Source organism: Sphingomonas sp. Root710, assembly GCF_001429065.1.
GTDB lineage: Bacteria > Pseudomonadota > Alphaproteobacteria > Sphingomonadales > Sphingomonadaceae > Rhizorhabdus.
In genome coordinates this window covers 1-25,771 of the sequence record NZ_LMIB01000006.1, presented here as the reverse complement: position 1 = coordinate 25,771, position 25,771 = coordinate 1, and the positions used below count along the sequence as shown (strand labels likewise).

Annotated in this window: 25 protein-coding genes and 2 pseudogenes; 15 read left to right on the top strand and 12 right to left on the bottom strand. The window is 63.3% G+C overall.

Translation table 11 applies throughout. The features are described from left to right. From ASE00_RS09695 to ASE00_RS09670, 6 genes are all read left to right on the top strand, one after another. The coding region (locus ASE00_RS09695) for an IS6 family transposase (RefSeq protein WP_414819844.1) at positions 1–501 on the top strand (501 nt) is incomplete at its 5' end. A gap of 56 nt (positions 502–557) precedes the next feature. Further along, complete coding sequence (locus tag ASE00_RS09690; protein ID WP_056379738.1) at positions 558–1,184, top strand: AMP-binding protein; 627 nt, start codon at positions 558–560, stop codon at positions 1,182–1,184. Positions 1,185–1,234: 50 nt separating this feature from the next. Continuing rightward, positions 1,235–4,144 (top strand): Tn3 family transposase, encoded by a 2,910-nt coding sequence (locus ASE00_RS09685; RefSeq protein ID WP_006961814.1) that lies wholly within the window; start codon positions 1,235–1,237, stop codon positions 4,142–4,144. Positions 4,145–4,286: 142 nt separating this feature from the next. Then, entirely contained in the window at positions 4,287–5,153 is an 867-nt protein-coding gene (locus ASE00_RS09680; protein ID WP_006961816.1) for a recombinase family protein, read from the top strand. Further along, the gene (locus ASE00_RS09675) at positions 5,044–5,769 is read left to right on the top strand and encodes a phospholipase A (RefSeq protein WP_171010093.1); all 726 of its coding nucleotides are present in this window, start codon (positions 5,044–5,046) and stop codon (positions 5,767–5,769) included. Before ASE00_RS09680 ends, ASE00_RS09675 begins: the two co-directional genes overlap by 110 nt. Before the next feature lie 692 nt (positions 5,770–6,461). Further along, positions 6,462–7,022, top strand: a complete 561-nt coding sequence (locus ASE00_RS09670) for a recombinase family protein (protein ID WP_017501690.1) — start codon at positions 6,462–6,464, stop codon at positions 7,020–7,022. Positions 7,023–7,055: 33 nt separating this feature from the next. On the opposite strand, the gene ASE00_RS09665 is transcribed toward ASE00_RS09670, so the two are convergent. Genes ASE00_RS09665 through ASE00_RS09655 form a run of 3 tightly spaced genes read right to left on the bottom strand, consistent with a single transcriptional unit; the run spans position 7,056 to position 8,249 of the window. Further along, complete coding sequence (locus ASE00_RS09665) at positions 7,056–7,676, bottom strand: histidine phosphatase family protein (protein ID WP_017501689.1); 621 nt, start codon at positions 7,674–7,676, stop codon at positions 7,056–7,058. Positions 7,677–7,678: 2 nt separating this feature from the next. Beyond that, positions 7,679–7,999, bottom strand: a complete 321-nt coding sequence (locus ASE00_RS09660) for a type II toxin-antitoxin system YafQ family toxin (RefSeq protein WP_026109291.1) — start codon at positions 7,997–7,999, stop codon at positions 7,679–7,681. Next, positions 7,968–8,249 (bottom strand): type II toxin-antitoxin system RelB/DinJ family antitoxin, encoded by a 282-nt coding sequence (locus ASE00_RS09655; protein ID WP_017501687.1) that lies wholly within the window; start codon positions 8,247–8,249, stop codon positions 7,968–7,970. Before ASE00_RS09655 ends, ASE00_RS09660 begins: the two co-directional genes overlap by 32 nt. A 415-nt stretch (positions 8,250–8,664) precedes the next feature. Here ASE00_RS09655 and ASE00_RS09650 point away from each other — a divergent pair. The 3 genes and pseudogenes from ASE00_RS09650 to ASE00_RS09640 all read left to right on the top strand — a co-directional run bounded on the left by ASE00_RS09650 (position 8,665) and on the right by ASE00_RS09640 (position 10,337). Next, a pseudogene (locus tag ASE00_RS09650) lies at positions 8,665–9,296 on the top strand (transcription elongation protein SprT). Positions 9,297–9,417: 121 nt separating this feature from the next. Further along, complete coding sequence (locus ASE00_RS09645; protein WP_017501684.1) at positions 9,418–10,053, top strand: AAA family ATPase; 636 nt, start codon at positions 9,418–9,420, stop codon at positions 10,051–10,053. Beyond that, positions 10,053–10,337 (top strand): ribbon-helix-helix domain-containing protein, encoded by a 285-nt coding sequence (locus ASE00_RS09640; RefSeq protein WP_017501683.1) that lies wholly within the window; start codon positions 10,053–10,055, stop codon positions 10,335–10,337. Before ASE00_RS09645 ends, ASE00_RS09640 begins: the two co-directional genes overlap by 1 nt. Positions 10,338–10,381: 44 nt before the next feature. Here ASE00_RS09640 and ASE00_RS09635 read toward each other — a convergent pair whose 3' ends face one another. The 7 genes and pseudogenes from ASE00_RS09635 to ASE00_RS09605 form a co-directional block, all read right to left on the bottom strand. Then, complete coding sequence (locus tag ASE00_RS09635) at positions 10,382–11,485, bottom strand: replication initiator protein A (RefSeq protein WP_004213366.1); 1,104 nt, start codon at positions 11,483–11,485, stop codon at positions 10,382–10,384. Positions 11,486–12,469: 984 nt separating this feature from the next. Next, positions 12,470–12,901 (bottom strand): hypothetical protein, encoded by a 432-nt coding sequence (locus ASE00_RS09630; RefSeq protein ID WP_017501681.1) that lies wholly within the window; start codon positions 12,899–12,901, stop codon positions 12,470–12,472. A gap of 78 nt (positions 12,902–12,979) precedes the next feature. Beyond that, the gene (locus tag ASE00_RS09625; protein WP_026109289.1) at positions 12,980–14,656 is read right to left on the bottom strand and encodes a type IV secretory system conjugative DNA transfer family protein; all 1,677 of its coding nucleotides are present in this window, start codon (positions 14,654–14,656) and stop codon (positions 12,980–12,982) included. A gap of 2 nt (positions 14,657–14,658) precedes the next feature. Further along, positions 14,659–15,572: pseudogene (locus ASE00_RS09620) on the bottom strand (HEPN domain-containing protein). A 2-nt stretch (positions 15,573–15,574) separates the two neighbouring features. Then, on the bottom strand, positions 15,575–15,841 hold the full coding sequence (locus tag ASE00_RS09615) for a hypothetical protein (RefSeq protein ID WP_026109288.1): 267 nt from the start codon (positions 15,839–15,841) through the stop codon (positions 15,575–15,577). Continuing rightward, positions 15,834–16,070: a conjugal transfer protein TraD gene (locus ASE00_RS09610; protein ID WP_017501678.1), complete on the bottom strand. Its 237-nt coding sequence runs from the start codon at positions 16,068–16,070 to the stop codon at positions 15,834–15,836. Before ASE00_RS09610 ends, ASE00_RS09615 begins: the two co-directional genes overlap by 8 nt. 37 nt (positions 16,071–16,107) lie before the next feature. Next, the gene (locus ASE00_RS09605; RefSeq protein ID WP_017501677.1) at positions 16,108–16,413 is read right to left on the bottom strand and encodes a conjugal transfer protein TraD; all 306 of its coding nucleotides are present in this window, start codon (positions 16,411–16,413) and stop codon (positions 16,108–16,110) included. 176 nt (positions 16,414–16,589) lie between these two features. On the opposite strand from ASE00_RS09605, the gene traA reads away from it, so the two are divergent. Genes traA through ASE00_RS09585 form a run of 4 tightly spaced genes read left to right on the top strand, consistent with a single transcriptional unit; the run spans position 16,590 to position 21,846 of the window. Then, positions 16,590–19,526: a Ti-type conjugative transfer relaxase TraA gene (traA, locus tag ASE00_RS09600; protein ID WP_056379736.1), complete on the top strand. Its 2,937-nt coding sequence runs from the start codon at positions 16,590–16,592 to the stop codon at positions 19,524–19,526. 9 nt (positions 19,527–19,535) lie between these two features. Beyond that, positions 19,536–20,273: a DUF6118 family protein gene (locus ASE00_RS09595; RefSeq protein WP_017501675.1), complete on the top strand. Its 738-nt coding sequence runs from the start codon at positions 19,536–19,538 to the stop codon at positions 20,271–20,273. After that, positions 20,273–20,542 (top strand): DUF1971 domain-containing protein, encoded by a 270-nt coding sequence (locus ASE00_RS09590; RefSeq protein WP_010339208.1) that lies wholly within the window; start codon positions 20,273–20,275, stop codon positions 20,540–20,542. The genes ASE00_RS09595 and ASE00_RS09590 overlap by 1 nt, the downstream gene beginning before the upstream one ends. An 8-nt stretch (positions 20,543–20,550) precedes the next feature. Beyond that, positions 20,551–21,846: a serpin family protein gene (locus tag ASE00_RS09585; protein ID WP_230190404.1), complete on the top strand. Its 1,296-nt coding sequence runs from the start codon at positions 20,551–20,553 to the stop codon at positions 21,844–21,846. A 6-nt stretch (positions 21,847–21,852) separates the two neighbouring features. Here ASE00_RS09585 and ASE00_RS23425 read toward each other — a convergent pair whose 3' ends face one another. Further along, complete coding sequence (locus tag ASE00_RS23425) at positions 21,853–22,236, bottom strand: hypothetical protein (RefSeq protein ID WP_157102546.1); 384 nt, start codon at positions 22,234–22,236, stop codon at positions 21,853–21,855. A 289-nt stretch (positions 22,237–22,525) separates the two neighbouring features. Between ASE00_RS23425 and ASE00_RS09575 the strand changes: the two genes are divergently transcribed. Then, positions 22,526–22,810 (top strand): WGR domain-containing protein, encoded by a 285-nt coding sequence (locus ASE00_RS09575; protein ID WP_017501672.1) that lies wholly within the window; start codon positions 22,526–22,528, stop codon positions 22,808–22,810. A 516-nt stretch (positions 22,811–23,326) separates the two neighbouring features. Further along, positions 23,327–23,665, top strand: a complete 339-nt coding sequence (locus ASE00_RS09570) for an RNA polymerase sigma factor (RefSeq protein ID WP_230190403.1) — start codon at positions 23,327–23,329, stop codon at positions 23,663–23,665. A gap of 1,509 nt (positions 23,666–25,174) precedes the next feature. Here the strand turns inward: ASE00_RS09570 and ASE00_RS09560 are convergent. Then, entirely contained in the window at positions 25,175–25,744 is a 570-nt protein-coding gene (locus ASE00_RS09560; protein WP_017501669.1) for a recombinase family protein, read from the bottom strand. Positions 25,745–25,771 lie beyond the last annotated feature (27 nt).

Sequence of the window (25,771 nt, the reverse complement as noted above, 5' to 3'; positions counted from 1 at the left end):
GACAAGCGGGGCGACACGATCGATTTCTACCTGTCGCCGACCCGCAGCGCCAAGGCAGCGAAGCGGTTCCTGGGCAAGGCCCTGCGAGGCCTGAAGCACTGGGAAAAGCCTGCCACGCTCAATACCGACAAAGCGCCGAGCTATGGTGCAGCGATCACCGAATTGAAGCGCGAAGGAAAGCTGGACCGGGAGACGGCCCACCGGCAGGTGAAGTATCTCAATAACGTGATCGAGGCCGATCACGGAAAGCTCAAGATACTGATCAAGCCGGTGCGCGGTTTCAAATCGATCCCCACGGCCTATGCCACGATCAAGGGATTCGAAGTCATGCGAGCCCTGCGCAAAGGACAGGCTCGCCCCTGGTGCCTGCAGCCCGGCATCAGGGGCGAGGTGCGCCTTGTGGAGAGAGCTTTTGGCATTGGGCCCTCGAGGCCATGGGCATGCTCAACCACCATTTCGCAGCAGCCGCCTGATCGGCGCAGAGCGACAGCCTACCTCTGACTGCCGCCAATCTTTGCAACAGAGCCACTGCAAGTGCCTTCGCGCTTTTCGCGCCCTTGAGCGACTATGAGCTGCCTGTCGCGCCGCGCTATCTCGGCGTCGCTCCCAACAGCCATGCGGCTGGCACGTTCCTACTGCCGCTGCTCTGGCGCGGAGGGACCATCCACCTGATGCGAGGCTTCGATGTCGAGCAGGCGTTGGCCACCATCGAACGCGAGAGGATCAATTTCACGTTCCTAGTCCCGTCCATGATCTATACGCTGCTCGACCATCCGTCGCTCGACCGACATGATATGTCTTCTTTGGAGACGCTGCTCTACGGTGCCTCCTCGATTACGCCACCGAGGCTTCTCGAAGCGATCGAGCGCCTAGGCCCGGTCATGTCGCAGGCTTACGGACAGACCGAATGTCTTCCGCTCAGCGTCCTGCGGCGCGCGGATCATAAAGCGGATACACCGCACCTTCTGAGCTCATGCGGGTTTCCTGCGGCGTCCGCGACCGTCGCGTTGCTCGACGAAGACGGCGATCCGATTCCCGCCGGCGAAACAGGGGAGATTTGCGTGCGCAGCCCGGCAGCGCTCGACAGATATCACAATCTGCCGGACCTCACCGCGGAAACCCTTGCGGGCGGCTGGCTGCACACCGGCGATATCGGAACGCAGGACGAGCAGGGTTGTTGTTGACGATCGCCCATGCGAGGAACGACGTTCCGCTCCGATAAGGGAGCGGCGTTATGAGCCTTGGCGTTTCGAGTGGGGATCTGATCGGCTCCTGGAGCCTGAGTTTTTCGGACATCGCGTTCGTGACCGGCAAAGCGGAGACGGCACGACTGGGATTGGCGGTTCAGCTTAGATTTTTCGCCGGGCATGGCTTCTTTGTGCCGGATCATGCGTCGATACCCTCCGACGGTGTCTTGTATCTGGCGGAGCAACTTGGTCTCGATGCCAAATCCGTGAACCACTATGATTTTTCCGGGCGCACCGCCCGCCGGCATTGCGCGGAGATTTTGCGGCATCTCGGGTTCCGCCGTATGACGCAGACGGATCGCAGGGCGTTGTCGAGGTGGATTTCCGACGATCTTTGTGCGGGCGGGCAGCCGATCAATGCCATGCTCGAGCATGTTTTCCTGTGGTGCCGCGACCGCCGTATCTATGGGCCGTCGCGCAAGGAGCTGGAACGCCTCGTCCGTTCGCAACGACACCTCTATCTGGAGGCCCTGTTGGCCCGAGTCCGCGATCGGCTTGCGCCGGATGCGGTCGCCTTGCTGGAAGCCTCGCTCGCCGATCCCGATGGCCCGACCGGCTTCAACACGATGAAGGGGGATGCAGGTCAGGCGACGCTCGAAAACATTCTTGGCGTGACCGCCAAACTCGCCTTTATCCAACGGCTTGCTCTTCCCCGAGATTTCCTATCGGTCACGGGCAAGGCATGGGTCGATCAGATCGTTCGCCGGGTTGCCGGCGAGAAAGCCTCGGAGATGCGCCGGCATGTACCGGCGCGCCAGCTCGGGCTCTATGCCGTTTATCTGATGGCGCGGGAAGCTCAGCTTACGGATGCGATGGTCGACCTGCTGATCGAGACGGTCCATAAGATCGGATCGCGCTCGAAACGCAAGGTGGTGGGCGATATCGCGAAAGACATCGAGCGGGTCTATGGCAAGGAGCGACTCCTGGTCGAGATTGCCAGCGCTTCGATCGACGATCCATCCGGGCGCATCTGCGATGTCATTTTCCCAATCGCCGGCAAGGACAAACTGGCGGCGATCATCAAGGAAAGCCAGGCAAAGGGCGCCTTGGATCGGCGGATCTACAAGGTGATGCGGAGGTCATGGGCCAATCATTATCGCCGTATGCTGCCAAGCCTGCTTTCGGCACTGGAGTTCCGGTCGAACAACGCCGTGTGGCGTCCGGTGCTGGCGGCCCTGGACTGGATCAGAAGCAAAGTGGATGATGGATGCCGCTACGTGCCGCCGCACGCAGTGCCGGTCGACGAGGTCATTCCGGCGAGATGGCGCAGTTCCGTCATTGATGAAGAGGGGCGCGTAAACCGGATCAGTTATGAGCTTTGTGTCCTCGCGCAACTGCGCGATCGCATCCGTTCTAAGGAAATCTGGGTTGTCGGGGCGGACCGATACCGCAATCCCGATGACGATCTTCCCAAGGACTTCGATGCGCGGCGAGAAGCATATTACACAGGATTGAACCTGACGGCGGATGCGCGTGCATTTTCAAGCGCCATCCGGGAAGAGCTTGCTCAGGAACTGTTGCTCCTCAATGCCAATATTCCCCGGAACGACAAGGTTCGGCTGCTGTGGCGCGGCGAGAACCGTATATCTCTCACCCCGTTCAAACCCTTGCCCGAACCCAGGGGTCTCGCCTCGATCAAGACCGAGATCGGCCAACGCTGGCCGATGACCGGGCTGCTCGACGTACTGAAGGAGGCTGCCCTTGATACGGGACTTCTCGAAGCGTTCGAAACATCGGCCTCGCGTGTTGCACTGCCGAAAACCGCGCTGGATCAACGTCTCCTGCTATGCCTCTACGGCCTGGGAACGAATGCCGGGCTCAAGCGGATCGCCGGCGCCACCCCCGATGTCAGCTATGAAGAGCTGCTGCATGTCCATCGCCGCTTCGTTCATGCCGCGGCGCTCAAGGAGGCGTGTGCCAGGGTTGCGAATGCGACCCTGGCAATCCGCAATGCTGCAGTCTGGGGGGACGCCGGCACGGCCTGTGCGTCAGATTCCACAAAGTTCGGAGCCTGGGATCGCAACCTGATGACGGAATGGCATGCGCGTTATGGTGGACGGGGCGTCATGATCTACTGGCATGTCGAACGACGCGCGACATGCGTCTATTCCCAGCTCAAGCGCTGCTCTTCCTCCGAGGTCGCCTCCATGATCGAGGGCGTGCTGCGCCATTGCACCGACATGGAAATCCAGCGACAATATGTTGATAGTCATGGCCAAAGCGCGGTTGGCTTTGCATTTTGCCGGCTTCTCGGATTTGAGCTTGCACCCCGCCTGAAAGCGATCGCTCGCCAGAAGCTGGCTCTTCCCGATGTCGGCATGCGAACGCGGCTTCCCCACTTGCAGCCGATCCTCTCCAGTCCGATCAACTGGGATGAGATCGAGCAGCAATATGACGAGATGGTCAAATATGCAGCCGCGATGCAGACAAAAACCGCCGACCCGGAGGCGATCCTGCGCCGGTTTAGCCGCTCCGAGGTGATGCACCCGACCTACAAGGCGTTGAGTGAGCTGGGCCGCGCGGTCAAGACGATCTTCCTGTGCCGGTATCTGCGCGAGGAGTCCTTCCGCCGCGAAATTCATGAAGGCCTGAATGTCGTTGAAAACTGGAACAGTGCCAATGGGTTCGTTTTCTTCGGCAAGGGCGGCGAGATCGCCACTAACCGCATCGATGAGCAGCAGCTCTCGGTCCTGGCGCTACATTTGCTGCAAGCGTCGCTTGTCTATGTGAACACCCGAATGCTTCAGAGCGTGCTGGTGGAACCGAAATGGACGGGCCGGATGACGCCGGATGATTATCGCGGCCTCACACCGCTGATTTACAGCCACGTCAATCCTTATGGCCGCTTCGACCTCGATCTGAATAGCCGGATCGATTTTGGGCGGCTTGCTGCCTGACCGGGGCCTTTCCGCTCGCACCATTTGGGTGCACCCGAACGTGACGATCGGAAGTGACATATACGACATGTCACAAAAGGGTGGTTCCGTCACCAATGTTACTGTACGAGGGCAAAGCCACCCTAATGTGACGGATTTGCCCATGACCCGCGTCGGCTACGCCCGCGTCAGCACCATCGACCAGGATCTCGACATCCAGGTTGCCCGGTTGAAGGCAGCGGGCTGTGAAATCCTCCGCTCCGAAACAGGCTCGGGCGCATCGCGCACTGGACGCACGGAGCTTGAGACGATCATGCAGTTCCTGCGCGCCGATGACGAACTCGTCGTCCTGCGTCTCGATCGGCTCGGTCGCTCCACACGCGATGTTCTCAATCTGGTTCATGAACTCGACCAGAAGGGAGCCTCATTGCGGGTGCTTGAGCCGGAGGTGACGACGGCCGGAAGCATGGGGCGGATGGTGATCACCATTCTGGGCATGGTCGCGGACATGGAACTGACGTTCATCAAGGACCGGCAGCGCGCCGGGATCGAGGCGGCGCGCGCCGAAGGCGTCTACAAAGGCCGGAAGAAAAACATCGATGACGATGAAATCCGACGCCGGATCACCGCCGGCGCGAGCAAGGCCAGCGTCGCGCGCGACCTCAAGATCTCAAGAATGACCGTCTATCGGGCGCTTGACGTCATTCCTTCAAGGATCGGGCTGCCGGAAAAGCCGCCTTCTGTCACCATCGCCCTGCATCTGACCATCGAGAACTTCAACAAGCATGGTCGTGGCAGAAAGCCCGCTCGCGAGCGCATTGAGGCGATGCTGGAGCGGGATTACCAGATGCAAAAGACCGGGAACTGCGATTACACGCTGACCGTCGCCTATGATCAGGGTGCCGATGGCGTCAGCCTCGATGATGAGATCGCATCTCTCCAGACAGAGATGTTCAACATCGCAGAGAGCTACAGGTGCTCGATCGAGACCGATGTTTACGAGATTGGAGGACAAGAGCGAGCCTGGTAGATCGCCATGTTCAATCTTTGTTCTTCAACATGGCCAAAATCGCAGCTTCGGGCCGACTGGGCCCTATACCCAGCGCCTGTTCTGGGATCTGGGCGGGGATTCTTCGCCCTTCCGTAACATCGATTTCATGCCCGAACTTTTCTACCTGCTACCGGCCGTATCGAAGGGCACATTGGCGTTCGGCGGACAGGCGGGGCTGCGCCATGAGTCCAACGGCCGCGATGGGTTGGCGTCGCGCAGCCTCAACACCCTCTATGTCCAGCCTGTGGCGACGATACCGATCGGAGACTACAAGCTGTCGCTGGGCCCGCGCTACTCCTTCTATGTCGGTGACCTTGAAGACAATCCGGATGTGAAACGCTATCGCGGCCACACGTCCTTGTTCGCGGAGTTTGGCCGTGACGACGGGCTGCGACTGACTACCAACAGCCGCATTAATTTCTCGTCGGGCAAGGGCGCAATAGACGCTGAGCTTTCCTATCCGCTGGACAAGATCGTTGACACCAACCTCAACGTCTATGTCTTCGGCCAAGCCTTTGCTGGCTATGGCGAAAATCTGCTCGATTATGACCGCAAGGCGACACGACTGCGGCTTGGGGTCGCTATCGTCCGCTAATCCGGAACCGGGCAGAATCTATCGTAAGGTAGCGGGCCCGGCGTTGGACGTCCCCTTACCCTGATGCAAAAGTGATTTATGCATCATCGGAAGGCCAACGGCGTAAGAGTCTGTTTGAGAATTCATGAGATGATCGGGAGATTGCCATGTTACGTATTTTTATTGCTGCCACTACTATGGCAGTCTTGCTTTGGTCGCTGCCTGTATCCGCTGAAGAAATCCCTCGCTGCTCCTCCTCGTCTATTCCCGCAGCAGACAAGGCGCGCCTCACGGCGGAATACAAGCGGCGGTTTCTGGCTGAAGGGAAAACCAAGGCCGATGCCTGGGCCGGTGAGCAGGGAAGGCGCCATCGCGAAATCATGGAAAGGCAAGGTATCTGTCCCCCACGCGAACCGGCGAATAGCCAAGCCAATTCAGCGCCCCCGCCTCGAGAACAACCGACGAGCAAAAACCGTAAAAAGGGCAAGTGTACCCGTACCGTCTGGCAAACTCGTCATATAGCGAGCGCAGGTGGAGGCCCAATGAATACGATTAGGGTGCCTGTCTGCGTGAACTAAGCGAGCGACAGCAATGCTGGTGTGTTCGGTTATCCCGCCAAAGGGCACACAGGAAAAGCTCTGGTGCGAAGTCAAAAGTTTCGCATCAAACCAAAAGCCGCGCTTTTCCGTGCCCTTCCCTGATGCAAAAATCTGATGCAGAATCGCGCCATGATTTACGGCTATGCGCGCGTCTCCACCAACGGCCAAGATTTGGCCCAGCAGCTCGCCCAGCTTGAGGCGGCGGGCTGCGCGAAGATCTACCGCGAGAAGATCAGCGGCGCGTCGGCCGAGCGGCCCCAGCTCAAGCGCGCGATCGGCGCGCTCGATCCCGGCGACGTGCTGATGGTGACGGCGACCGATCGCCTCGCCCGCAACACGCGCGACCTCTTGAACATCCTCCATGCGGTAAAGGAGGCCGGGGCCGGCTTCCGCTCGATCGCCGAACCGATGGTGGACACGACCTCGCAGCTCGCCGAAGTTGTGATTGCCGTTCTAGGCGTCGCGGCCAGCTACGAGCGCCAGCGGATCGCCGAGCGCACCAGCGCTGGCCGCGCCCAGGCCAAGGCGCGCGGGGTCAAGTTCGGCCGCAAGAGCGCCCTCACCCCGCACCAGCAGGCCGAGGCGCGGCGCAAGCTCGACGCAGGCGACACCCAGCGATCGGTCGCGGCGCTGTTCAACGTCAGCCAAGCGACGATTTCGCGGCTACAGGGGTGATGAGCGACGCCCCCCGCCCTCTCTGGCGTTGATTTAGGCGGCGATCGCCGGCGCACATTCCCAGCGCCTGCCATGCCAGCGGAATCCTACCCGCTGCGCGTTGCTGATCGCTGGCGGCTCGCCCTTGCGCCAGAAGGCGCGCATCTTTGCCTGATCGTCAAGATGAGCGTCGGCCACGATCGCGCGCGCGGCCTGGATGAACTGCCCATGCCCGAACACATAGACCAGCGAGGCGGGCGGCATGGCGGCGAGCCGCGCCAGCGCGGCCTCGCAGCGCCGGAGCAGGGTGGCGAAGCTCTCCGCCCCTTCCCCGTCGCAATAATCAGGATCGGCCGCGCTCCAATAGCGTTCGAGGTGCGGCATCCGCTCCGCGCTGCGCGTGCCGTTCCAGCGCGCCGGTTGCAGATAGGTGAACTCCTCTATCGGCCACACTTCCACCGGCACGCCGGGAAAGCGCGCGATCGTTGGCGCAGCCGTCTGCTGCGTGCGGGTATAGGGCGACGTGACGATGAGCGCGGGCGCTTCTATCCAGCTCGCCGCGACTTCGCGTGCCTGTTCCTGGCCCAGCTCCGTCAGCTCGATCGCGCCGAGATCGTGGCAGGGCACGCCGGCGTTGCCGGTAGATTCGCCGTGGCGAATGAAGATTACGCGCATGGCTATTCAAACAGTTCCGCATGAGTGCCGGCGCGCACGAAGTTCACCAGATTCCCCTCAATCGTATAGATCAGCAGGAAATCGCCGCCGATATGGCACTCGCGATGATCGCTCCAATCGCCTTTCAGCGGATGATCCAGCCATTCCGGGCCTAACGGCGCGTCGTTGGCGATGAGCATCATCATCGCCTCCTTGAGCTGTTTCATGTTGTAGCGCCCGCTGCGCGACAGCCGCTCCCAATCCTTGACGAACCTTTTTTCGTAGGACGCCTCTCTTGGGAACGCCGCCCGCTTACTGCTGGCGGGCTTCTTGGTCGAGGGCATCGAACATTTCCTGGGCATCGGTGAAACGGGCGCGGCGAGCCTTCATCGTCGCGCGGGACGCCTCGATCGCGGCGCGCGTCTCGGCGTTCGGCACCTTCAGCTCGAACGGCAACGCATGATCCTTGGCGACCCGCGTGAGGGTCATGCGGACCACATCCGAGACGGTCAGCCCCAGCTCGGCCAGCACGGCGGCGGCTTCATCCTTCAATGTTTCGTCGATGCGCGCGCGCACGAAAGCGGTAGCGGCCATTGGAACCTCCTTAGTCAAGCCGATAATGTAGCTCAGTTGAGCAACAATTTCAATCCAGGCTAGGGGGCGGCGCCTGCCGCTGGCGCGGCACCGTGGCCCTACTCGCTTCGTTCCCCAAGCCCGCAAGCGGTCTTGGCCCAAGGTGACGACCCACATGGCGGGGGCGAGATCGCAAGCGGGTCTCGCTTCATGGTGCCGGCGTGCGCCGGCGTCGATCCTGTTTGAAGGGGGAAAGGCGGTCCCGGCCGCCTCTCCCCCGCAACGGGATTAGACGGGGCCGTGCCTCGCTGCGCTGCGGCCGCACCACCCCCATCGAATCCCGCTGCCCCCCTCTCTCGCCGGCGTTCTTGGGCGTCCGTGTTCCGGCCGATGGCATGGCCATCGCCGAACAGGCGATTTGAAGGGAGTAAGGACGATGACCCACGAAACCCGCGAAAGCTGGCTCAATGCGGTGGCGGCGGGCATGGCCCCGCTGTTCGAGGTGCTGGACGCCCCCCTGCCCGACCGCGTGCGCGTGGCGATCGGCTTCACCAGCAGAGGCGCGAAGGCCAAGGCGATTGGCGAGTGCTGGGATAATCGGTTGAGCGCGGACGGGCATTTTGAAATCTTCATCCGCCCGGACCTGGCGCACGCGCCCGACGCGATGCCGGCGCAGATCGCAGCCATCCTCGCGCATGAGCTGGTCCATGCCGCTGTCGGCATCCCGGCAGGGCATGGGAAGACGTTTAACGGGTCGCCCTTGGGCTGGGGCTGGTCGGGCCGATGCGCGCCACCACCCCCGGCGAGGCGTTCCTTGCGGCCATCGCGCCGATCCTGGAGTGCGTTGGCCCCCTCCCCCATGCCCGTCTCGACACGGACGGGGAGTCGACCGCGCCCAAGAAGCAGAAAACCCGGATGCTCAAATGCGAGTGCGCGACGTGCGGCTATACCGTGAGGACCGCGCGCAAATGGCTTGAGCAGGCCGGAGCGCCGCTTTGCCCGATCGAGGATCACGGCCAGATGGAGCATGAGCCGCTGGACGATGACGACGCCGAACCGGAGGAATGATGCGGCGCGCTTTCGTCATTTCAGATTCAGCGCCTCCCTATCGTCATTTCGGGAACGACAGGGCTTCCCCTCCCGGTCTATTGTGTATACAAGTATAGGATTATACGTGTAGGAGTGTAGCATGAAGGTTCTCGCCATTCTCTCACAGAAAGGCGGCGTTGGGAAAACGACGCTCGCGACCTGTCTGGCAGTCGCGGCCGAGCAGGCGGGCAAGGTCGCCGCGATCATCGACCTGGACCCGCAGGCGACGGCCTCGTTCTGGAAGGACGTGCGCCAGCTCGACACGCCCGCCGTGGCGTCGATTCAGCCGGTGCGCCTGCCCGCTATGCTCAAAGCCTGCGAGGACGCCGGCACCGATCTTGTCGTGATCGACGGGGCGGCGGTCGCGCGCGACGTGGCCTATGAGGCAGCGCGTCACGCTGATTTCATCCTGATCCCGACTAAGACGGCCGTGTTCGACACGATGAGCATGACGCACACCCTCGACGTGGTGCGCCAGCTCGACCGCGCCTTTGCCGTGGTCCTTACCTTCGTGCCCCCGCAAGGTCAGGAAACTGGCGATGCGATTCAGGCCGTGGCGGAGCTAGGCGCGACGGTTTGCCCGGTGACGATCGGCAACCGCAAAGCCTTTTTCCGCGCCCAAGCCGCAGGCCGGGCCGTGCAGGAGTTCGAGCCGCATGGGCCAGCGGCCGACGAAATCCGCCGACTATACGAGTATACAAATATACGCCTATACAATCAGGCGGAGGTGGCGTGATGGCGAAGGGCGGAAACAGTCTGCAAGCGGTGCTGAACCGCGCCAAGGCGGACGGAGACGCGGCCCCGGCCCCAGCGTCGGCGATCGAGCCGGTAGACGTGACCCGCAAGGCCCCGCCGAGCGGCCGACAGGGGACCAAGCTGATTGGCGGGCATTTCCCTCCCGAGGTCAGCACGCAGCTTCGCATTATCGCGGCCGAGGAAGGGACGACCGTTCAAAGCCTGCTGGGCGAGGCGCTGGACGACCTGTTTGTGAAGAAGGGAAGGGGGCGCATCGCCGGCTAGTATAGATGTATACAATTATACACCTATACATCTATACACCTATACTAGCGCAAGGGGGCAGTCTTGTGCTTGTTGCGACAGAAGCCGATGAAGGCGGCGCGGGGGCTTTTCAGTTCCGGCCGCCCGCTGTCGATCCACCATGACACCCATTGGTCATAGAGCGCGTAAACGTCATAGCCAGGCGCAACGCTCTTGGCGTCGTGGAAGCCTTCGGGGTCGATATAGGGCCGCTCGGGTTCCGCCTCGATCGCCTCGACCGTATCCAGAGCCTCGCGATTGCGGAACGTGACCGTATCGCCGTTCATTTCCACGGCATAGTCGGGCAGATGATCGTGCGCGACGAGATCGCGCAGCATCGAGCGGAACACGCGCAAATGGCTACTCGCGCCGGTCTTTTTCTGTAGCGTTTCGACCGAGATCGACCATTTTTCCTGCGCGCCGCAATGCTTGCGCGCCAGCTCGTAGATACGCCGTTCGAGCGGCTTGCGGAGGCGGAAATAGTCGCGATGGAGCGTCAGGACGCTGCGCCCCTCAACCATCTTGAACAGCCAGTCGGATAGCGTGACCTTGATTTCCGACATTTGGCCGGAGCGGGTTTGCCGCACGATCCGCCATTCATTGATGAGGCCGAAACCTTCGGTGATTTCCTCGCCATCGGCCTTGATATTCGTGGTGATCCGCGTCCCCGACAGCCGCTCGAACGCGCTCCGCAGCCGGTCATAGCCGTCGCCATCGGTTTGCCGGTTGGTCCACACCAGTAGATCGCGAGCAGTGAGGTGCAAGGTGCGGCTCGGTCGCTCCCCCTGGTTCATCTTCCCGATGAGCTGGGAGATGCAGTAGATCAGAATATCCTTGTCGTGGATCGTCGCCAGCCCTTTGACGCTGGGGACGATTTCGAGCTTGTTGCCGTTATGCTCATAGCGGAACACGCGCCGATCGGGCTTGGTCGCGAGCGAGAAAATCGGATGCTCCATCGAGGCCATGTCATCCTTGGGGATGGCGTCGAGAACATCGCAAATGAACAGATCGGGATCGGGGTAGCGAACAGGCAGCAGGGGAGGGCGTCCCTCCGCGCCGTTCGGGGTTTCATTGACGGCAAGCGGGAGTTCGGGGTTTCGTTGACGGTCAGGCTCGATTCGGGGTTTCATTGACGCGCACCGTAGATTCGGGGTTTCATTGACGCAACGGAAAAGTTCGGGGTTTCATTGACGGGTGATCGCGATTCGGGGTTTCGTTGACGCAGATTCGGGGTTCTGGAGTCACCAGATTCGGGGTTCCGTTGACGCCGAGGGCAAAAAAACGCCCGATTATTCTAATATTTTCAGTTGCTTATGAAACCGCCAAAATCCCGTAACACGACTCTTTAACCCATATATTAACACTAGGCCGACCTGTGGATAACTTTAACCGCAGCGCCCACTCGACGCCGGATCATCGTGGTTTCACCCACCAGCGTCCCGCCAGATCGAACAACTTGTCCTGATTTTCGGGACAGAGGCAGCATGATCCACTCGCGCCGCGCTACCGGCACCGGTCAGAGGGAAGAAAAGCGCCGCCTCTTGGGGGCTTCGCCCCCGCCGGCTCGCGGCCTTCGGCCGCCCCGGATCGCTTTGCGATCCTCCCACCCGGCATCCCCATGATGAGCCGGCTTCGCCGGCACGCTTTTTGCTAGATTGAGGATCGTTTAAACGCCCCGCTTCTATCGACACCACAGCGCCAGCGGCACCGTCGCAATTGGCTTTCCAGGAAAGCCAGGCGGATAGGGCGGTGATCGAGCCGAGAGGGCAGGGGAGGCGGAAACGTCGCAGCAGGGGCGATTTCCGGGCCGCTGGGCTTCATTCTGGACGTTTGGCAGGCCGGGGAGGGTCCAAGCGGCAATGGCGCTCTACGGGCTTCCCATGCGGCCGATTTCTGGAAAGCTAGATCCTCGCGAGGTCGGGGATCGAAACGGCGAGCCTCAAGGTTTGTGCGCCAGGCAACGATTTCACGGATTTGGCCCCGAACATTGCTGCGGGAGAGGGCGGAATCCTACGCCAAGAGCCGGCAGGGCAGGGCGCGGAAAGTCCGCTAAACAACGCCAAGGGCGAACAGACGGCGAACATGTATATTTGTATACGCCTATACATTCGCGCCTAGTGGCGCGTCCGCTTCGGTGGCGTCGGCGCGGCCATCAGCTCATCAAAGGCGGAGTCATCGCCCAATGCGTAGCGGCGCAGCGGATCATCCTCGGTCATGCGGCCGGCCTGGACTTCGCGCCATGTCACATATCGCAGCCGGCTCCGGTCCAACGCGCCATCGACAAGACATTCCGCGCGCAGGAACATCCATATCTGGCCCTGCCGGTGCTGGGCGAAGGCTTCAAGATCGCCGTTCGTCTCTTGGAGATGCACCGCCACAAGATCGCAGACGAGATTGAATATCCGCATGAGGCCGAGCCGGCTTTCCTCATCGGTGATCGCTTCGTGCAGCTCCAACACTTCGTCGCGGATCGCCGGAAGAGGTGCGGAACCGCTCTCTCCATAGGCCATGAGCCGGTCCCAAAGATCAATGACGCGTTGGTCCATATTCTATCCTTCCGCCCTTGGCGGCAGTTCTGACACTATACAGCAAACGGCCTTTTTCACTTCGTCGATAGTGTCCGTTCACGCCTTGTCGAACTTCCCGGCGAACTCGCGATCGGCGTAGTAGCGCAGCTTGGCGGCGACGATCGGCCGTTGCCCCGCAAGGAACAGGAGCTGCAAATCCTCGCGCAGCGTGCGGACTTCATCCGGCGTCAGCAACGGCCGCGCTACATGCTGCGATCCGAACGATATGCCGGTTTCCTCCGCGTCGATCGCGCGGCTCATCGTCTCGAACACGACTGTCTCCTGGCCGAGCAGATCGGAGACGAGCCTGGCGCTGTCGTGATCGTTGACGCCGAACACTTGCAGCACGCCGGCGTTGGACAGGAAGGTGCCGGCGCGGCGCTCGTAGAGCGCGCGGAGCTGGTGAACATCTTGCAGGATCGGCCAGAGCTGGATGCCATAGCCGGCCATCAGGCCCATCGCGCGCTCGACGGGTTCGAGGCGGCCGAGGGCGGCGAACTCATCGAGCAGGAACAGGACGGAGCGGGCAGGGGAGGACGGCGCGCGCGCCAGATCGGTCAGCCCTTGCGCGAGCATCAGGCGCAGCCAGCGGGCATAGGTGGCGAGCCGATCGGGCGGCAACACCAGATAGACGGTGGTGGCGTGCGCCTTCACATCGGCGAAGGTGAAATCCGAGCGCCCCAGCACGGCCGACATGCGCGGCGAATCGAGGAAATGGGTATGGCGCTGCGCGGCCGACAGCACGCCGGCGGCCTCGCGATCGGACTTGCCCAGGTGGCGGTTCGCGGCGCGGGCGATCAGGCCGCGCGCCTGCGTGCTGCGCGACATTTCCCGCAGCATCCTTTGGAAATTATCGGGCGCGAAGGTGAGGCAGTCGCGCACCGCTTCCAGCGTGCGGTCCTGGCCTCGCGATTCCGGGTCGCACGCCACCCACAGGAGGATGCCGGCGATCAGCGCCTTGGCTTCCTCGTTCCAATGCGCCTCGCCGGCTTCGCCGGGAGCGTCATAGACCAGCGCGTCGGCCAGCGTCATGCAGTCGTCGGCGAGATCGAGGCCGGCAGGGTCGATGCGATCGAGCGGATTGAAGGCAGCGCCGGGAAGGCCCGTCACCCCGAACGGATCGAGGACATGGACCGGGCCGAACTTTGCCCGATGGCGGGCGGTGATGCGGGCATTCTCGCCCTTGGGGTCGATGCAGACGACCGGGCCGGGATAGTCGAGCAGGTTGGGAATGATGGTCCCCACGCCCTTGCCGGTGCGCGTCGGCGCGATCGTCAGCAGATGCGAGGGGCCGGCATAGCGCAGCAGCCTGCCGTTCTTGCGGTCGCGGCCGATCAGCAGGCCGTCGCCATTTTGGGCGAGGGGGCGAGTTTCCCGATCGGTGGCGAAGCGGGCCGAGCCGTGCGTGGCATCGCCGGCAGGGCCGCCGTAGCGCAGGATCAGCGGTTGAAAGAGGGCGCGCAGCGCGACGAGGATGACGACGATCGCCGTCAGCATCATGACGGTCTGATAGATATGGGAATCGTGGGCCAGGCCGAGCAGCCTGCCAAGAATGAGCGGCACCCCAAGCCCCAGCACCAGGCCGGTGATGAGGAACAGGACCAGGACGCCGAACAGGTGGCGGATGAGGGCGACCGGGCTGGTGACGAGGGCCGTGATCGCCCATATCGGCTGTTCGCGCGCGAGCCGCGCGAGGTTGCGGATCGCGCGGCCGAGCTGGCGGAACCATTCCATCATCAGGATTCCCTCCCGCTGTCGTTTTCGAGATGTTCGGCGCAGATCGCGGCGGCGATCGTGTGGAGATGCTTCACGCGGTCAACGAGCCAGGCCAGTTCGTCGGGGGTGATTTCATAGGCATGGGAATAGCGCGCCTCGACATAGGCGCGCTGGAGCTGCGCAAAATGGCGGCGGGCGGCGCGGGTATCGCGCGGCCAGGCTTCGATCAGCCGGGGATCGAGATTTTCGGCAAGCGAGCGCAGGATGCCGATGCGGTGCGATTTGGGCGCGTAGAGCGTCAGGACGAGCAGCAGGCCATGATAGGCGCGCTCGACGGCCTGGTGGAGCATGAACGCGGCATGGTTGGTCTCGCCGTCGCGGATCGCATATTCGGCGAGCGTCAGGCAGTATGCGGCATCGGGGAGCCACTTGTCATAATGCGCCCTGGCTTCGGCGTGGCGTTCCTGCGCGTCGAGCTGGCGCGGCACGGCGAGGCGCTGTCCCGGCGCTTCGTAGAGGGCGATCCCATCGCGGGCTATGTCGGCGAAGAAGGGACGGCCGCGCGCGAGCTGGTCGTTCACGTCCATCAGCGAATGGACGATGAAATTGACGGGCGTGGCGAGCTGGCGGGTGACGGTCAGCTCGCGCACCAGATGATCGTCGGCGACAGCCCACCATGTTGCAGATCGGTGAAGGTCTCGGAGTTGACGATGACGAGCAGATCATAGTCGGAGATATAGCCGCTGGCGCGATCCTCGACCCAATCGCCGCGCGCGTAGGAGCCGAACAGGATCAGCTTGAGGATGCGGCCGCCCTTGCGCTTGTCGGAGAGCTTGGTTTTGACGGCATCCTCAAATTCATCGAACAGGACGCGGGCGACCCGTTCCAGCTCGCGGCGCTTGGCGGCGGGAAGATGATCGAGGCCGGCGCGCATGGTCAGCGCGCTTCGGGCAGGTCGATAGCGGTGATGCCCTGAGCGGCGGCGATGGCGTCCACCAGGCTATCGACGGTTTCCATGCGATGGCTGGGCCAGTCGCGTGAGACGGTGACATAGCCGGCGTCGGTCTGGACGTTGATGATCGCCGTGGCGGGCAGCAGATCGAGCAGGGTTGCGAGCTTGTCCTGAATATCGGGGGTGATGTGGTCGATGCCGGGGCCGACCATCAGGAGCTGCCAGGAAAGGCGCGAGGTGTCGTCAGTCATGGGCGGTCTGTTCCTTGCTGTCCTGTCCTTCCGCTTCCGCGTCGAACGCACGTTTGCCGCGCCGCTTCCAGAGCGCGAGCGCGTTGCCATCATCACGCGCGCGGGCGGCAAGATCGAGCATCGCGCCGTAGAGCGTTGCGCGATCGTCGTCGGCCAATTCGACGAGGCCGGCCTTCTGGACGAGGCCGCCCAGCTCTATGAGATGGCGGGTGCGTTCGCGGCGCTGCACGACCCATCCTCTCGTATCGGTGCGGCGCTTGGCGGCTTCAACCCTGTGCCTCGCCTGCGCCAGTCTGGTTTCCGCTTTCGCCGTTGCCGCCAGAGCGTCGCCCAGCCTTGCGCCCGCGTCCCTGAAAGAAGGCCGCGCCCCGCGAGCGCAACGCCTCCTTTTCGCCAGCGTCGGCCGATTCCACGGCAGCGAGCAGCGCGCCGGCGAGTGTGTCGAGATCGAGCGCATCGGCCCCGGTTGCCGTCACCAGTAACCCAAGTTGCTCGATCTTCTTGGCCTTGATAGACTTGGCCTTGTCGCTCAGTGCCCGCAATTCGGCGTCATAGTCGCGCGTTTTTCGCATCACTCTCTCCCTCGCGCCCGTCGAACAGGAGCCGCACAGTAGCACGATCGCGCTGGCAGGACAGCGGTTCCATCATGAAATGCGGCCAAGTCAATCACGCGAACGGCAGAGAGTGGTGAGTGCGCGCTTATACGTCGTTGCCGACGTGCGCTAAGAAGGGCAGTATAGCGGCTGTCATGGCGATCTACCATTTCTCGGCCAAGGTCATCAGTCGCGCCAACGGATCGAGCGCCGTTGCGTCGGCTGCCTATCGTGCGGCGGAACGGCTGCACGACGACCGGCTCGGGCGCGACCATGATTTCTCGAACAAGGCCGGCGTCGTTCATTCGGAAATCCTGTTGCCCGAAGGTGCGCCGGAGCGTTTAAACGACCGCACGACCTTGTGGAACGAGGTCGAGGCGGGGGAGGTCAGGAAGGACGCGCAGCTTGCCCGCGAGGTAGAGTTCTCGATTCCGCGCGAAATGAATCAGGTGCAGGGCGTCGCGCTCGCCCGCGAATTTGTCGAAAAGCAGTTTGTCGAACGCGGCATGGTCGCGGACCTCAATGTCCATTGGGACATGGGCAAGGATGGGATGCCCAAGCCCCACGCGCATGTCATGCTGTCGATGCGCGAGGTGGACGGGGAAGGGTTCGGGAAGAAGGTCCGCGAGTGGAACCGAACCGAGCTGTTGGAGAGGTGGCGCGAGGCATGGGCGAACCATGTCAACGAGCGGCTTGCCGAGCTGGATATTGATGCCCGCATAGATCATCGCACCTTGGAGGCACAGGGGATCGACCTGGAGCCGCAGCACAAGATCGGGCCAGCGGCATCGCGTATGCCCGAACAGGGCCTTGAGGCGGAGCGGGTCGAGGATCATGCGCGGATCGCGCGCGAGAATGGCGAGAAGATCATCGCCAATCCGGAAATCGCGCTCGACGGTATCACGCGGCAACAGGCGACGTTCACGCGGCGCGACCTGGCGCAGTTCGCGTTCCGGCACAGCGACGGCAAGGACCAGTTCGACCAGGTGATGAGCGCGGCGCGGACCAGCCCCGAGCTGGTGGCGCTGGGCAAGGACGGACGCGGCGAGGACCGCTTTACCTCGCGCGATATGATCGACACCGAGCAGCGGTTGGAACGCGCCGGCGATCGGCTTGCTGGACGGGAGGGGCATGGTCTCCCGGCGGCAGCGTGGAATCGTGACGCCGCCGCCGGAAGTGGGGGCCTGACACTCGGGGCAGAACAGCAGGCCGCGCTGGCACATATCACCGGCAAGGGCGATCTTTCAATTGTGGTCGGCTACGCCGGCACCGGCAAATCGACCATGTTGGGCGTTGCGCGCGACGAATGGGAGCGCGCCGGCTATCAGGTGCGCGGCGCGGCCCTGTCGGGGATCGCGGCCGAGGGCTTGGAAGGCGGCTCCGGCATCCAGTCGCGCACGATCGCCAGCATGGAATATCAGTGGGGCCAGGGGCGCGAGCTGCTAGGTCCGCGTGACGTGCTGGTGATCGACGAGGCCGGCATGATCGGCACGCGCCAGATGGAGCGCGTGCTGTCAGAGGCCGAGCGGGCAGGGGCTAAGGTCGTTCTTGTCGGCGACGCCGAGCAGTTGCAGGCGATCGAGGCCGGCGCGGCGTTCCGCGCGCTGGCCGAGCGCCACGGCGCGGCCGAAATCAGCGACGTTCGCCGGCAGCATGAGGACTGGCAGCGCGACGCCACGAAGGCGCTGGCGACGGGCCGCACCGGCGAGGCGATCCATGCCTATGAGCAGCACGGCATGGTCCACGCGGCCGACACGCGCGAAGCTGCGCGGGGCGAGCTGGTGGGCCGCTGGGACGCGCAGCGGCTTGCCGATCCGGACAAGACGCGGATCATCCTCACCCACACCAATGCTGAGGTGCGCGATTTGAACCAGGCCGCGCGCGAACGTCTGCGCGACGCCAGCGAGCTGGGGGCGGACGTGCGCGTGTCGGCCGAGCGGGGGCCACGCGACTTCGCCAGCGGCGACCGCATCATGTTCCTGAAAAACGAGCGCGGCCTTGGCGTGAAGAACGGCACGCTGGGAAAGGTCGAGCGCGTTTCGCCCGACAGCATGGCGGTGCAGCTCGACGATGGCCGGAGGATCGCGTTCGACCTCAAGGACTATGCCCATGTCGATCATGGCTATGCCGCGACCATCCATAAGTCGCAGGGCGTGACGGTGGATCAGGCGCATGTGCTGGCGACGCCGGGGATGGACCGTCATTCGGCCTATGTCGGCATGTCGCGGCACCGTGACGGGGCGCAGCTCCACTATGGGCGTGATGATTTTGCCGATCAGCGTCAGCTCGCCCGTGTCCTGTCGCGTGACCGCGCAAAGGACATGGCCGGCGACTATGGGCGTGAGGGCGCTACGGCCGAGCAGGACCGGGTGCGTGCGTTCGCCGAGCGGCGCGAGATCCGGTTCCCGGAACTCGCGCGGGAGATGGTCGCCAAGGTGCAGGCGAAGGCCAAGGGCATGTTCGCCGGCTTCCGCCCGAAACCGACGTCGCCCGAGCCGGTGCGCGACGGCAAAGGGGGGCCGATCAACACCGGCTCCGAGCGGGGATCGCCCGCGCCCAATCAGGCCAAGGCGATCGAACGCTATGCGCGCGTCCAGGCCGATATGGACCGGATGCGCGAGAAGGGCTTGCCTGTGCTCCCGCACCAGAAAGAGGCGCTGGCGAAGGCCGGGGACGCGCTCGATCGGTTGCGCCCCCAGGCGGCTCGGGATTTGGCTTCCGCGTTCGAACGCAACCCCGCACTGGTGCGCGACGCGGCCGAAGGCAAAGCCGGCGGGGCGGCGCGGGCAATGGCCGAGGAAGCCCAGGTCCGTTCCAATCCCGAACTGCGTGCCGACCGCTTCGTGGAGCGCTGGCAAGGTATGGCGCGCGAGCGGGCCGAGCTCGCGCGCAGCGGCGATCGTGCCGGCGCGGAGCGCACGGCCAAGAAGATGGATGGCTTGGCGGGAGGACTGCATCGCGATCCGCAGCTCGAATCCGTGCTGCGGCGGCGCGCGCCCGAACTGGGGCTGGAGATGCGCCGGGATCGTCCGATCAGCCAGGAATTGACCCGTTCGCTGGAAATCGGCCGCGATCGAGGGTTGAGCCGATAAGGAGAGACAATGGCGGACGAGGAATGGGAGGAAGGCGGCGACGCGGCGGCGGAAGCATTCGAGCAGGTGCGCGCCGCGGTCGAGCAGCAGCGCGGCGAGCTGGCATTGATGCGCCGCGCCATCGAGGGACTGGCGGCCGAGCGCGCCAGCATCGACGTGCCCGACTATTCCGAGACGCTGGGGTATGTCGTCCAGGGGCTGGACGGCATCAACGGACGCCTGGACCAGGTTACGACGGCCATCGTGAAGTCGCCGGCGCTGGCGATGACGCCTGCACAGGTTTCGGCGCAGATCAATCGAGCGGCGGCCGACCTTCGCAGCGCCGACCATGCCGCCCTCGCGACCGCCACCGACGAGATGAAGCAGCAGGGGCGCGAGCTGCGCACCGTCGTTCAATCGGCGCTGACGGCGCGGGATCAGAAGGACCGTCAACTATGGTTCGGGTTGAGCGGGTTGCTTATCGGCATCCTCCTCTGGTCCTTCCTTCCCGGTATGGTCGCGCGCGAGATCGCGCCGGCGAGCTGGCAATGGCCCGAACGCATGGCGACGCGGGCTCTTGCCGAGGCGACACCGTGGGATGCCGGGCAGCATTTGATGGCGAGCGCGTCACCGGCGAGCTGGGAGGCGATCGTCGCGGCCGACAGGTTGCTGCGCGACAATCGTGAAAAGATCGAAGGATGCCGGCAAGCGGCAAGGAAGGCGGATCAGCCGGTGCGATGCACGATCCAGGTGGGAGTGAAGAGATAATGGTGATTCCCTACCGCTCGACGCCCATATTCGATGAGGCGACATTGCCCGCTGCCCTGCGCTCCGAACATCGCACCAAGGCCGGTGTGTGGGGCGTGATCCGGGTCATCGAAGGGAGATTGAAGCTCACCTATCTCGACCCGGCCTCGGAGGTGGTCCTTACACCTGACCGGCCAGGGCTGATCTTGCCCGAACAGCCGCATTTCGTGGAACCGCTCGGAGCCATGCGGATGCAGGTCGATTTCTACGATCAGCAGCCAAGCCTTTAGGGAGAGCCATGCCTAAAACAGCCTTGTCATACCCGCTTCTTGCCATCCTCGCGCTTGGTGGCTGTGCGACGCGCGACCCGGCACCGAGTCCCGGCTCGCTTCCTACAAGCCTGTCCCGGCCCGACGCCGAGGCTTTGCCGCATGACCTGACCTATGGCGCGGCGTTAATGACCGTCAAGGTCTACCCGCACCTGGCAGCGAAGGCCGATGCAAACGCCAATCTGTTCATCTCCCCGGTCAGCTTGTCGCAGGGCCTGGGGCTCGCCTACCTTGGCGCGCGGGGCGCCACGCGCGAGGAGATTGGCCGCGTGCTTGGTTGGGATTCGTCCCGCAACGTCCCTGCGCTCATCAAATCCTACAATGCCCAGCTTAACGACACCGGCGATGCCGATACCGCGCTCGGCATCGCGAACGCGCTGTGGCTGGCGAAGGGATTGCCGGTCCGGGACGAGTATGTCGCCGAGGCGCATGCCGGCTTCGGAGCGGCTCCGGAAACCGTCGATTATGCTGGTGATCCCACCGGAGCGGCCGAGCGGATCAATGGCTGGGTTTCGCGCGAGACGAAGGGCAGGATTTCGGAGATCGTCTCTCCGAGCGGCTTCGGGGATGACACCGCCGCTGTGCTGACCAACGCGCTTTACTTCAAGGCGAAGTGGCAGGTGCCGTTCGAGGAGACGGAAACGCGGTCCTTCACGCGTGGCGACGGCACGCGCATCCCGATCACGATGATGAAGCGGATTGGCCGGTTCGACTACCGCGAGACCCGGGAAGGGCAAGCGATCGCGCTGCCTTATGGTCGCAACGGTCGTTTCGTGATGGAGATTTTCCTGCCACGTGACGCGGCAACCCTGCGCCGCTGGGAGCGTGAGCTGAAGGGTGTCGATTTCTTCGCCGGCGAGCAGGGCGGCAATGATCGTTTCGACCTGTCCGCGGAGCAGGCTCGCGAGATGCGGATCGTTCTGCCCCGCTTCGAAGCGAGGTTCGATGAGAGCGTGAAGGCAGCGCTGATCGCAGCGGGCATGCCAAGCGCCTTCGACCAGCAGCGTGCGGACCTGTCGGGGCTCGCCAGCGGTGCGCGCCTCGCGATCGATGACGTGGCGCACGCGACCTTCCTGCGCGTCGATGAGGAGGGCACCGAGGCGGCGGCGGCAACCGCAGTCAAGATCGTCGTGACCAGTGCGCGGATAGAGCCTCAGGTGCCGGAGATGGTGGTCGATCGTCCTTTCCTTGCCACCCTGCGAGACCGAAAGAGCGGCGCGGTGCTGTTTTTCGGGCGCATCGCCGATCCGACAGCGATTCCATAGGCGCACTCAGGCCATGCTCCGTTCAGCCGTGCGGGCGTAGCCTCCCGGTATGATGATGGTGTCGCTATCGCGAGCGATCGGCACGGCTCTGGCCGGTGCGGCGTTGAGCGCGTCCACGCCCGCCATGGCGTGCTCCTGCATCCTGCCCGACAATATCGAGGCAGCGGGACGCGCGGCGTTCACCAAAGCCGATCTTGTTGGTGAGTTGGAGATAGGGCGGGCGCCGGTGACGGCACCGCGCAGTTTCTGGTGCGGGTCGGACGGACGAGCACGACCATGGTTCAGGCCCGGGCATAAGATCGAGCAGAGCCGCCCCGCGCGCGTTATCAGCATCACGAAGGGCCGCGTCTCGGGACCAATTCGCATCCGCACCAGTCCGGTGATGAACATAGGTGGCCGGTGCGGAATGACCGGGAATAGCTGCCAGGTGTCTCTCGGCCGAAGCACCGTTCGGACCGGCCCCATGCTGTTTCGGCGTGTTGCGCCGGGCACCTATGAACCCTTGGACGTTTGCACCCAGTCGGCGTTCACCACCTGGCTCGAACAGCGCCAGAAGCGTCGCGCACTCCCGCAGACGCGGTAACGCTTCGAGGAACCATCGATTTCTTGAATCACCGGCGTGCCATTGATTCAAGAAAGTCGCCGGACTTGGAGAGGCATAATTCGTAGGCTCCGCGCCATGAATGGCGCGAACCTGTCCTTGCCCGAGCCGATCGAGCTGGTGGCGCTCGATCCGGCGCGCAACATCCGCCGGCGCTACAGCATCACCGCGAGCCTCGATCTTTTCGGCATGATCGTTGTGGAAACCCGCTGGGGCCGGATCGGCTCACACGGCCAGGCCCAGCGGCACGCCTTCATCGATCGCGCGGCGGCCGACCGCCACATTGCCGCGACCCTGCGGCGGCGCGGCACGGCCGAAACCCGGATCGGAGTGCCTTACAAGCCGGTGCCCACCGAGATTTGAGCCGCCACCGCCACATCGGCTGCTTGAAGAAACCGGCCGGTGCTACGGCCAGCATGTTGCCGGCTCAAGCGGCGCATCCTCTCCTGGACGACAGCCCTGGCGACCATCGGCCGACCGTAGCGCTCCGCATTCTAGCCGGAAATGGTTCAGCGGGACAGGATGCCGGCGGTCCCTTGCACGTCTGGCGTTCGCCTGTGAGCGCTACGGCGGCGATGGTCATGGCGCGCTCGCGTCGAAATGGACGCTCTGGAAAAGCCTCGTGCCAGATCTTCTCGGCCATCGATGCAAGCTCCTGCGGCGTCGGCGGCCGAGCCTCACGAATGCACGCTATCAAGGCGCGCGGGAACAGGCGCTCCATCGTCTCTCTCCGATCGCGATATGGGAGCCTTATAGCACGGGCGCAGCCCCGATCGACCGGGACGGGACGAAGCGGGCCTTGAAGCGGTCTGGCCGGAAACATCGGCGCCCGCACCCTATATCGCTTGAGGGGCAGGAGAGCCCTGCCCGGAGAATGAGATGCCGTCCGATATACCTGCCCGTGTTCCCTTGCCGATCGCCATGCCCGACAATGCGTTCGGAGCAGCGCTGATCGAGCAGGCGGCGTCGCTCAGCGCCTATGCGCGGCGACTGACTGGAGGGGGCGCCGATGCCGACGACCTTCTGCAGGACACCATGCTTCGGTGCTGGACCGCGCGCGCCAGCTTCGCGGCGGGAACAAGCCTCGCCGCCTGGACCCGGACCGTGATGAAGAACTGCTTTCTCACCGGTCGTCGCCGCGCCCGCTTTCACGCCGACCTGCCCGAGGATGCGCGCGACCGGAGGGCATCGCGTGGATGGTACGCCAGACAACGCTAAGCCCGAACAATACCAGAACGGCGATGTGAGGGCGGTCAACGGCGGAAGTCRATCAGCCCCAGCTCTTGCCACATCCACGTAAAATCATAGGTGGCCATTGGCTCGCCAGTCCCGGATTTTGCCGCACCATTCTCTATATATTTTAGCCAGNATCAGCCCCAGCTCTTGCCACATCCACGTAAAATCATAGGTGGCCATTGGCTCGCCAGTCCCGGATTTTGCCGCACCATTCTCTATATATTTTAGCCAGTCGGCAACTTTCGCCCGGCCTGCCTTTGTACGGGCCAAAGCCCGCGGTGTCTTGTTGCCGAGGGCGGGCACCGCTTCATCAAGCGTTTTGGTATATTCGCGTGTCAGCATCTCATGAACGATGCGCTCCCTTTCGTCCGACGGGATATCGAGCGGCTCTTCCTGCGGAGCGCGGGCGGCGTCATCGGCCATGAACTGGGCCATAGTCCGAATTTCGGTCATAGGTGTGCTCACGCAATCACCGAGCCATTCGCGCATMTGCGTGATCGCTTGCTCCGCGCGGGCGGCGCTATTGACCTCAACGATCAGTTTGCGACCCACCAGTTCGACATTGGCAAAAACAGGTGTGCCGTCCTCCATGGTTGTCACAAAAGCCTGCCCGCCTTTGGTCGTTCGTGGTTTCCTGTTCTTCGTCACTGGCGCCAGCCAGTTCCAGAACGTATCGCTCGCAGGTTCCAGCCATTGCGCCGCGTTCAGCCTGCGAACCACGCTCTTGCCGATCACGCCCTTCGCCAGGGGGAACACGATACGGTGGAACACAAGATCATCGCCATCGGCATTGACCATTTCCGGCACGCTGCCGGACATGGCCTTGCCCAGACAATCAAGCAGCCAGATATTGGTGAAAATCGGACCTGACGCTTTTAGGAGGCCYTCCCTTTCGGGAGGGGACAGTCGGTCAGTACCTGGCCCATCGTCTTCAAGTTGGGAAAAGGCCTCGATCACTCGCCCGGCGCCGTCCGSGCTGAACGGTAATAAGGCGCCGGAAATCCCATGGCGGCCATTCACCTCGATGACCCGTGCGGCGATCTTGTCCCAGTTAACAAGGGTCTGCGTTGCGCTATGTTCGCGCACCGTGACCGGCGCAATATCGCGCAGAAGATCCCGCAAGGTCATCGACTGCCCGGGGACGACCTCGCTAACCTCATAGAGCGACATCACCGTATCGCGCAGTGCGCGCATGTAAGCCTTGTTCGGCGCTTTCTCGTTCCAGCCCCGGCGCTTGAGATACTCATCGACGAGATTGAGGCCTTCAGGCTCGAGTTCCTGTGTGAGCAAGTCTTCGAAAGCACAGCCCCACAGCTGCGCCTCCCAATGATCGCCGATGATGTCGAATATATCATCAGGCTCAAGATCCATCGCATCGCAGGCCGGGCCAAGATGCGCGACGAGCATCTCGTCCATCATCTCGTCCCAGGGCGCACGGCCCAAGTACTTCATCAATCCGGAAAGATCGTGAGCGGATTTCGGTCTGGACATTCAGGCAGGCCTTTCCACGCCAAGGCGGCGCATTTCGCGATAGATAGTCGATCGGCCGATGCCGAGTTGCCGCGCCGCTTCGGTCGGCGAGATACGGGCTTCAACCAGTTTGATCGCGGCATCCACCTTGGACATGTCGAGCGGCTGACGGCCAGGCTGCTTGCCCTTGGCGCGTGCGGCAGCGATGCCGTCCCTGGTCCGCTCGGAAATCAGCCGTCGCTCGAAATGGGCAATGGCCCCGAACACATGGAAGATGAGTTCGCCGGCGGCCGACGATGTGTCGATCTTTTCCTCAAGACTCAGAAGAGCGATGCCCTGGCCGCGTAGCGTCTCGACCGTGGCGAGCAATTCGGCCAACGAGCGCCCGAGCCGATCGAGGCGGACCACCGCTAGGGTATCACCCTTACGCGCATAGGCGATCAGTTCGGCCAGACCGGGCCGCTCCATGCTCTTGCCCGACATGACGTCGGTAAACACCTTGATGGCGCCSGCCTTCTCCAGTCGCATGGTTTGGCCCGAAACATCCTGATCGCCGGTGCTGACGCGGGCATAGCCCAGAATATCGCCCATGCCGTGCGTCTCCCCAACGGTCGTTCT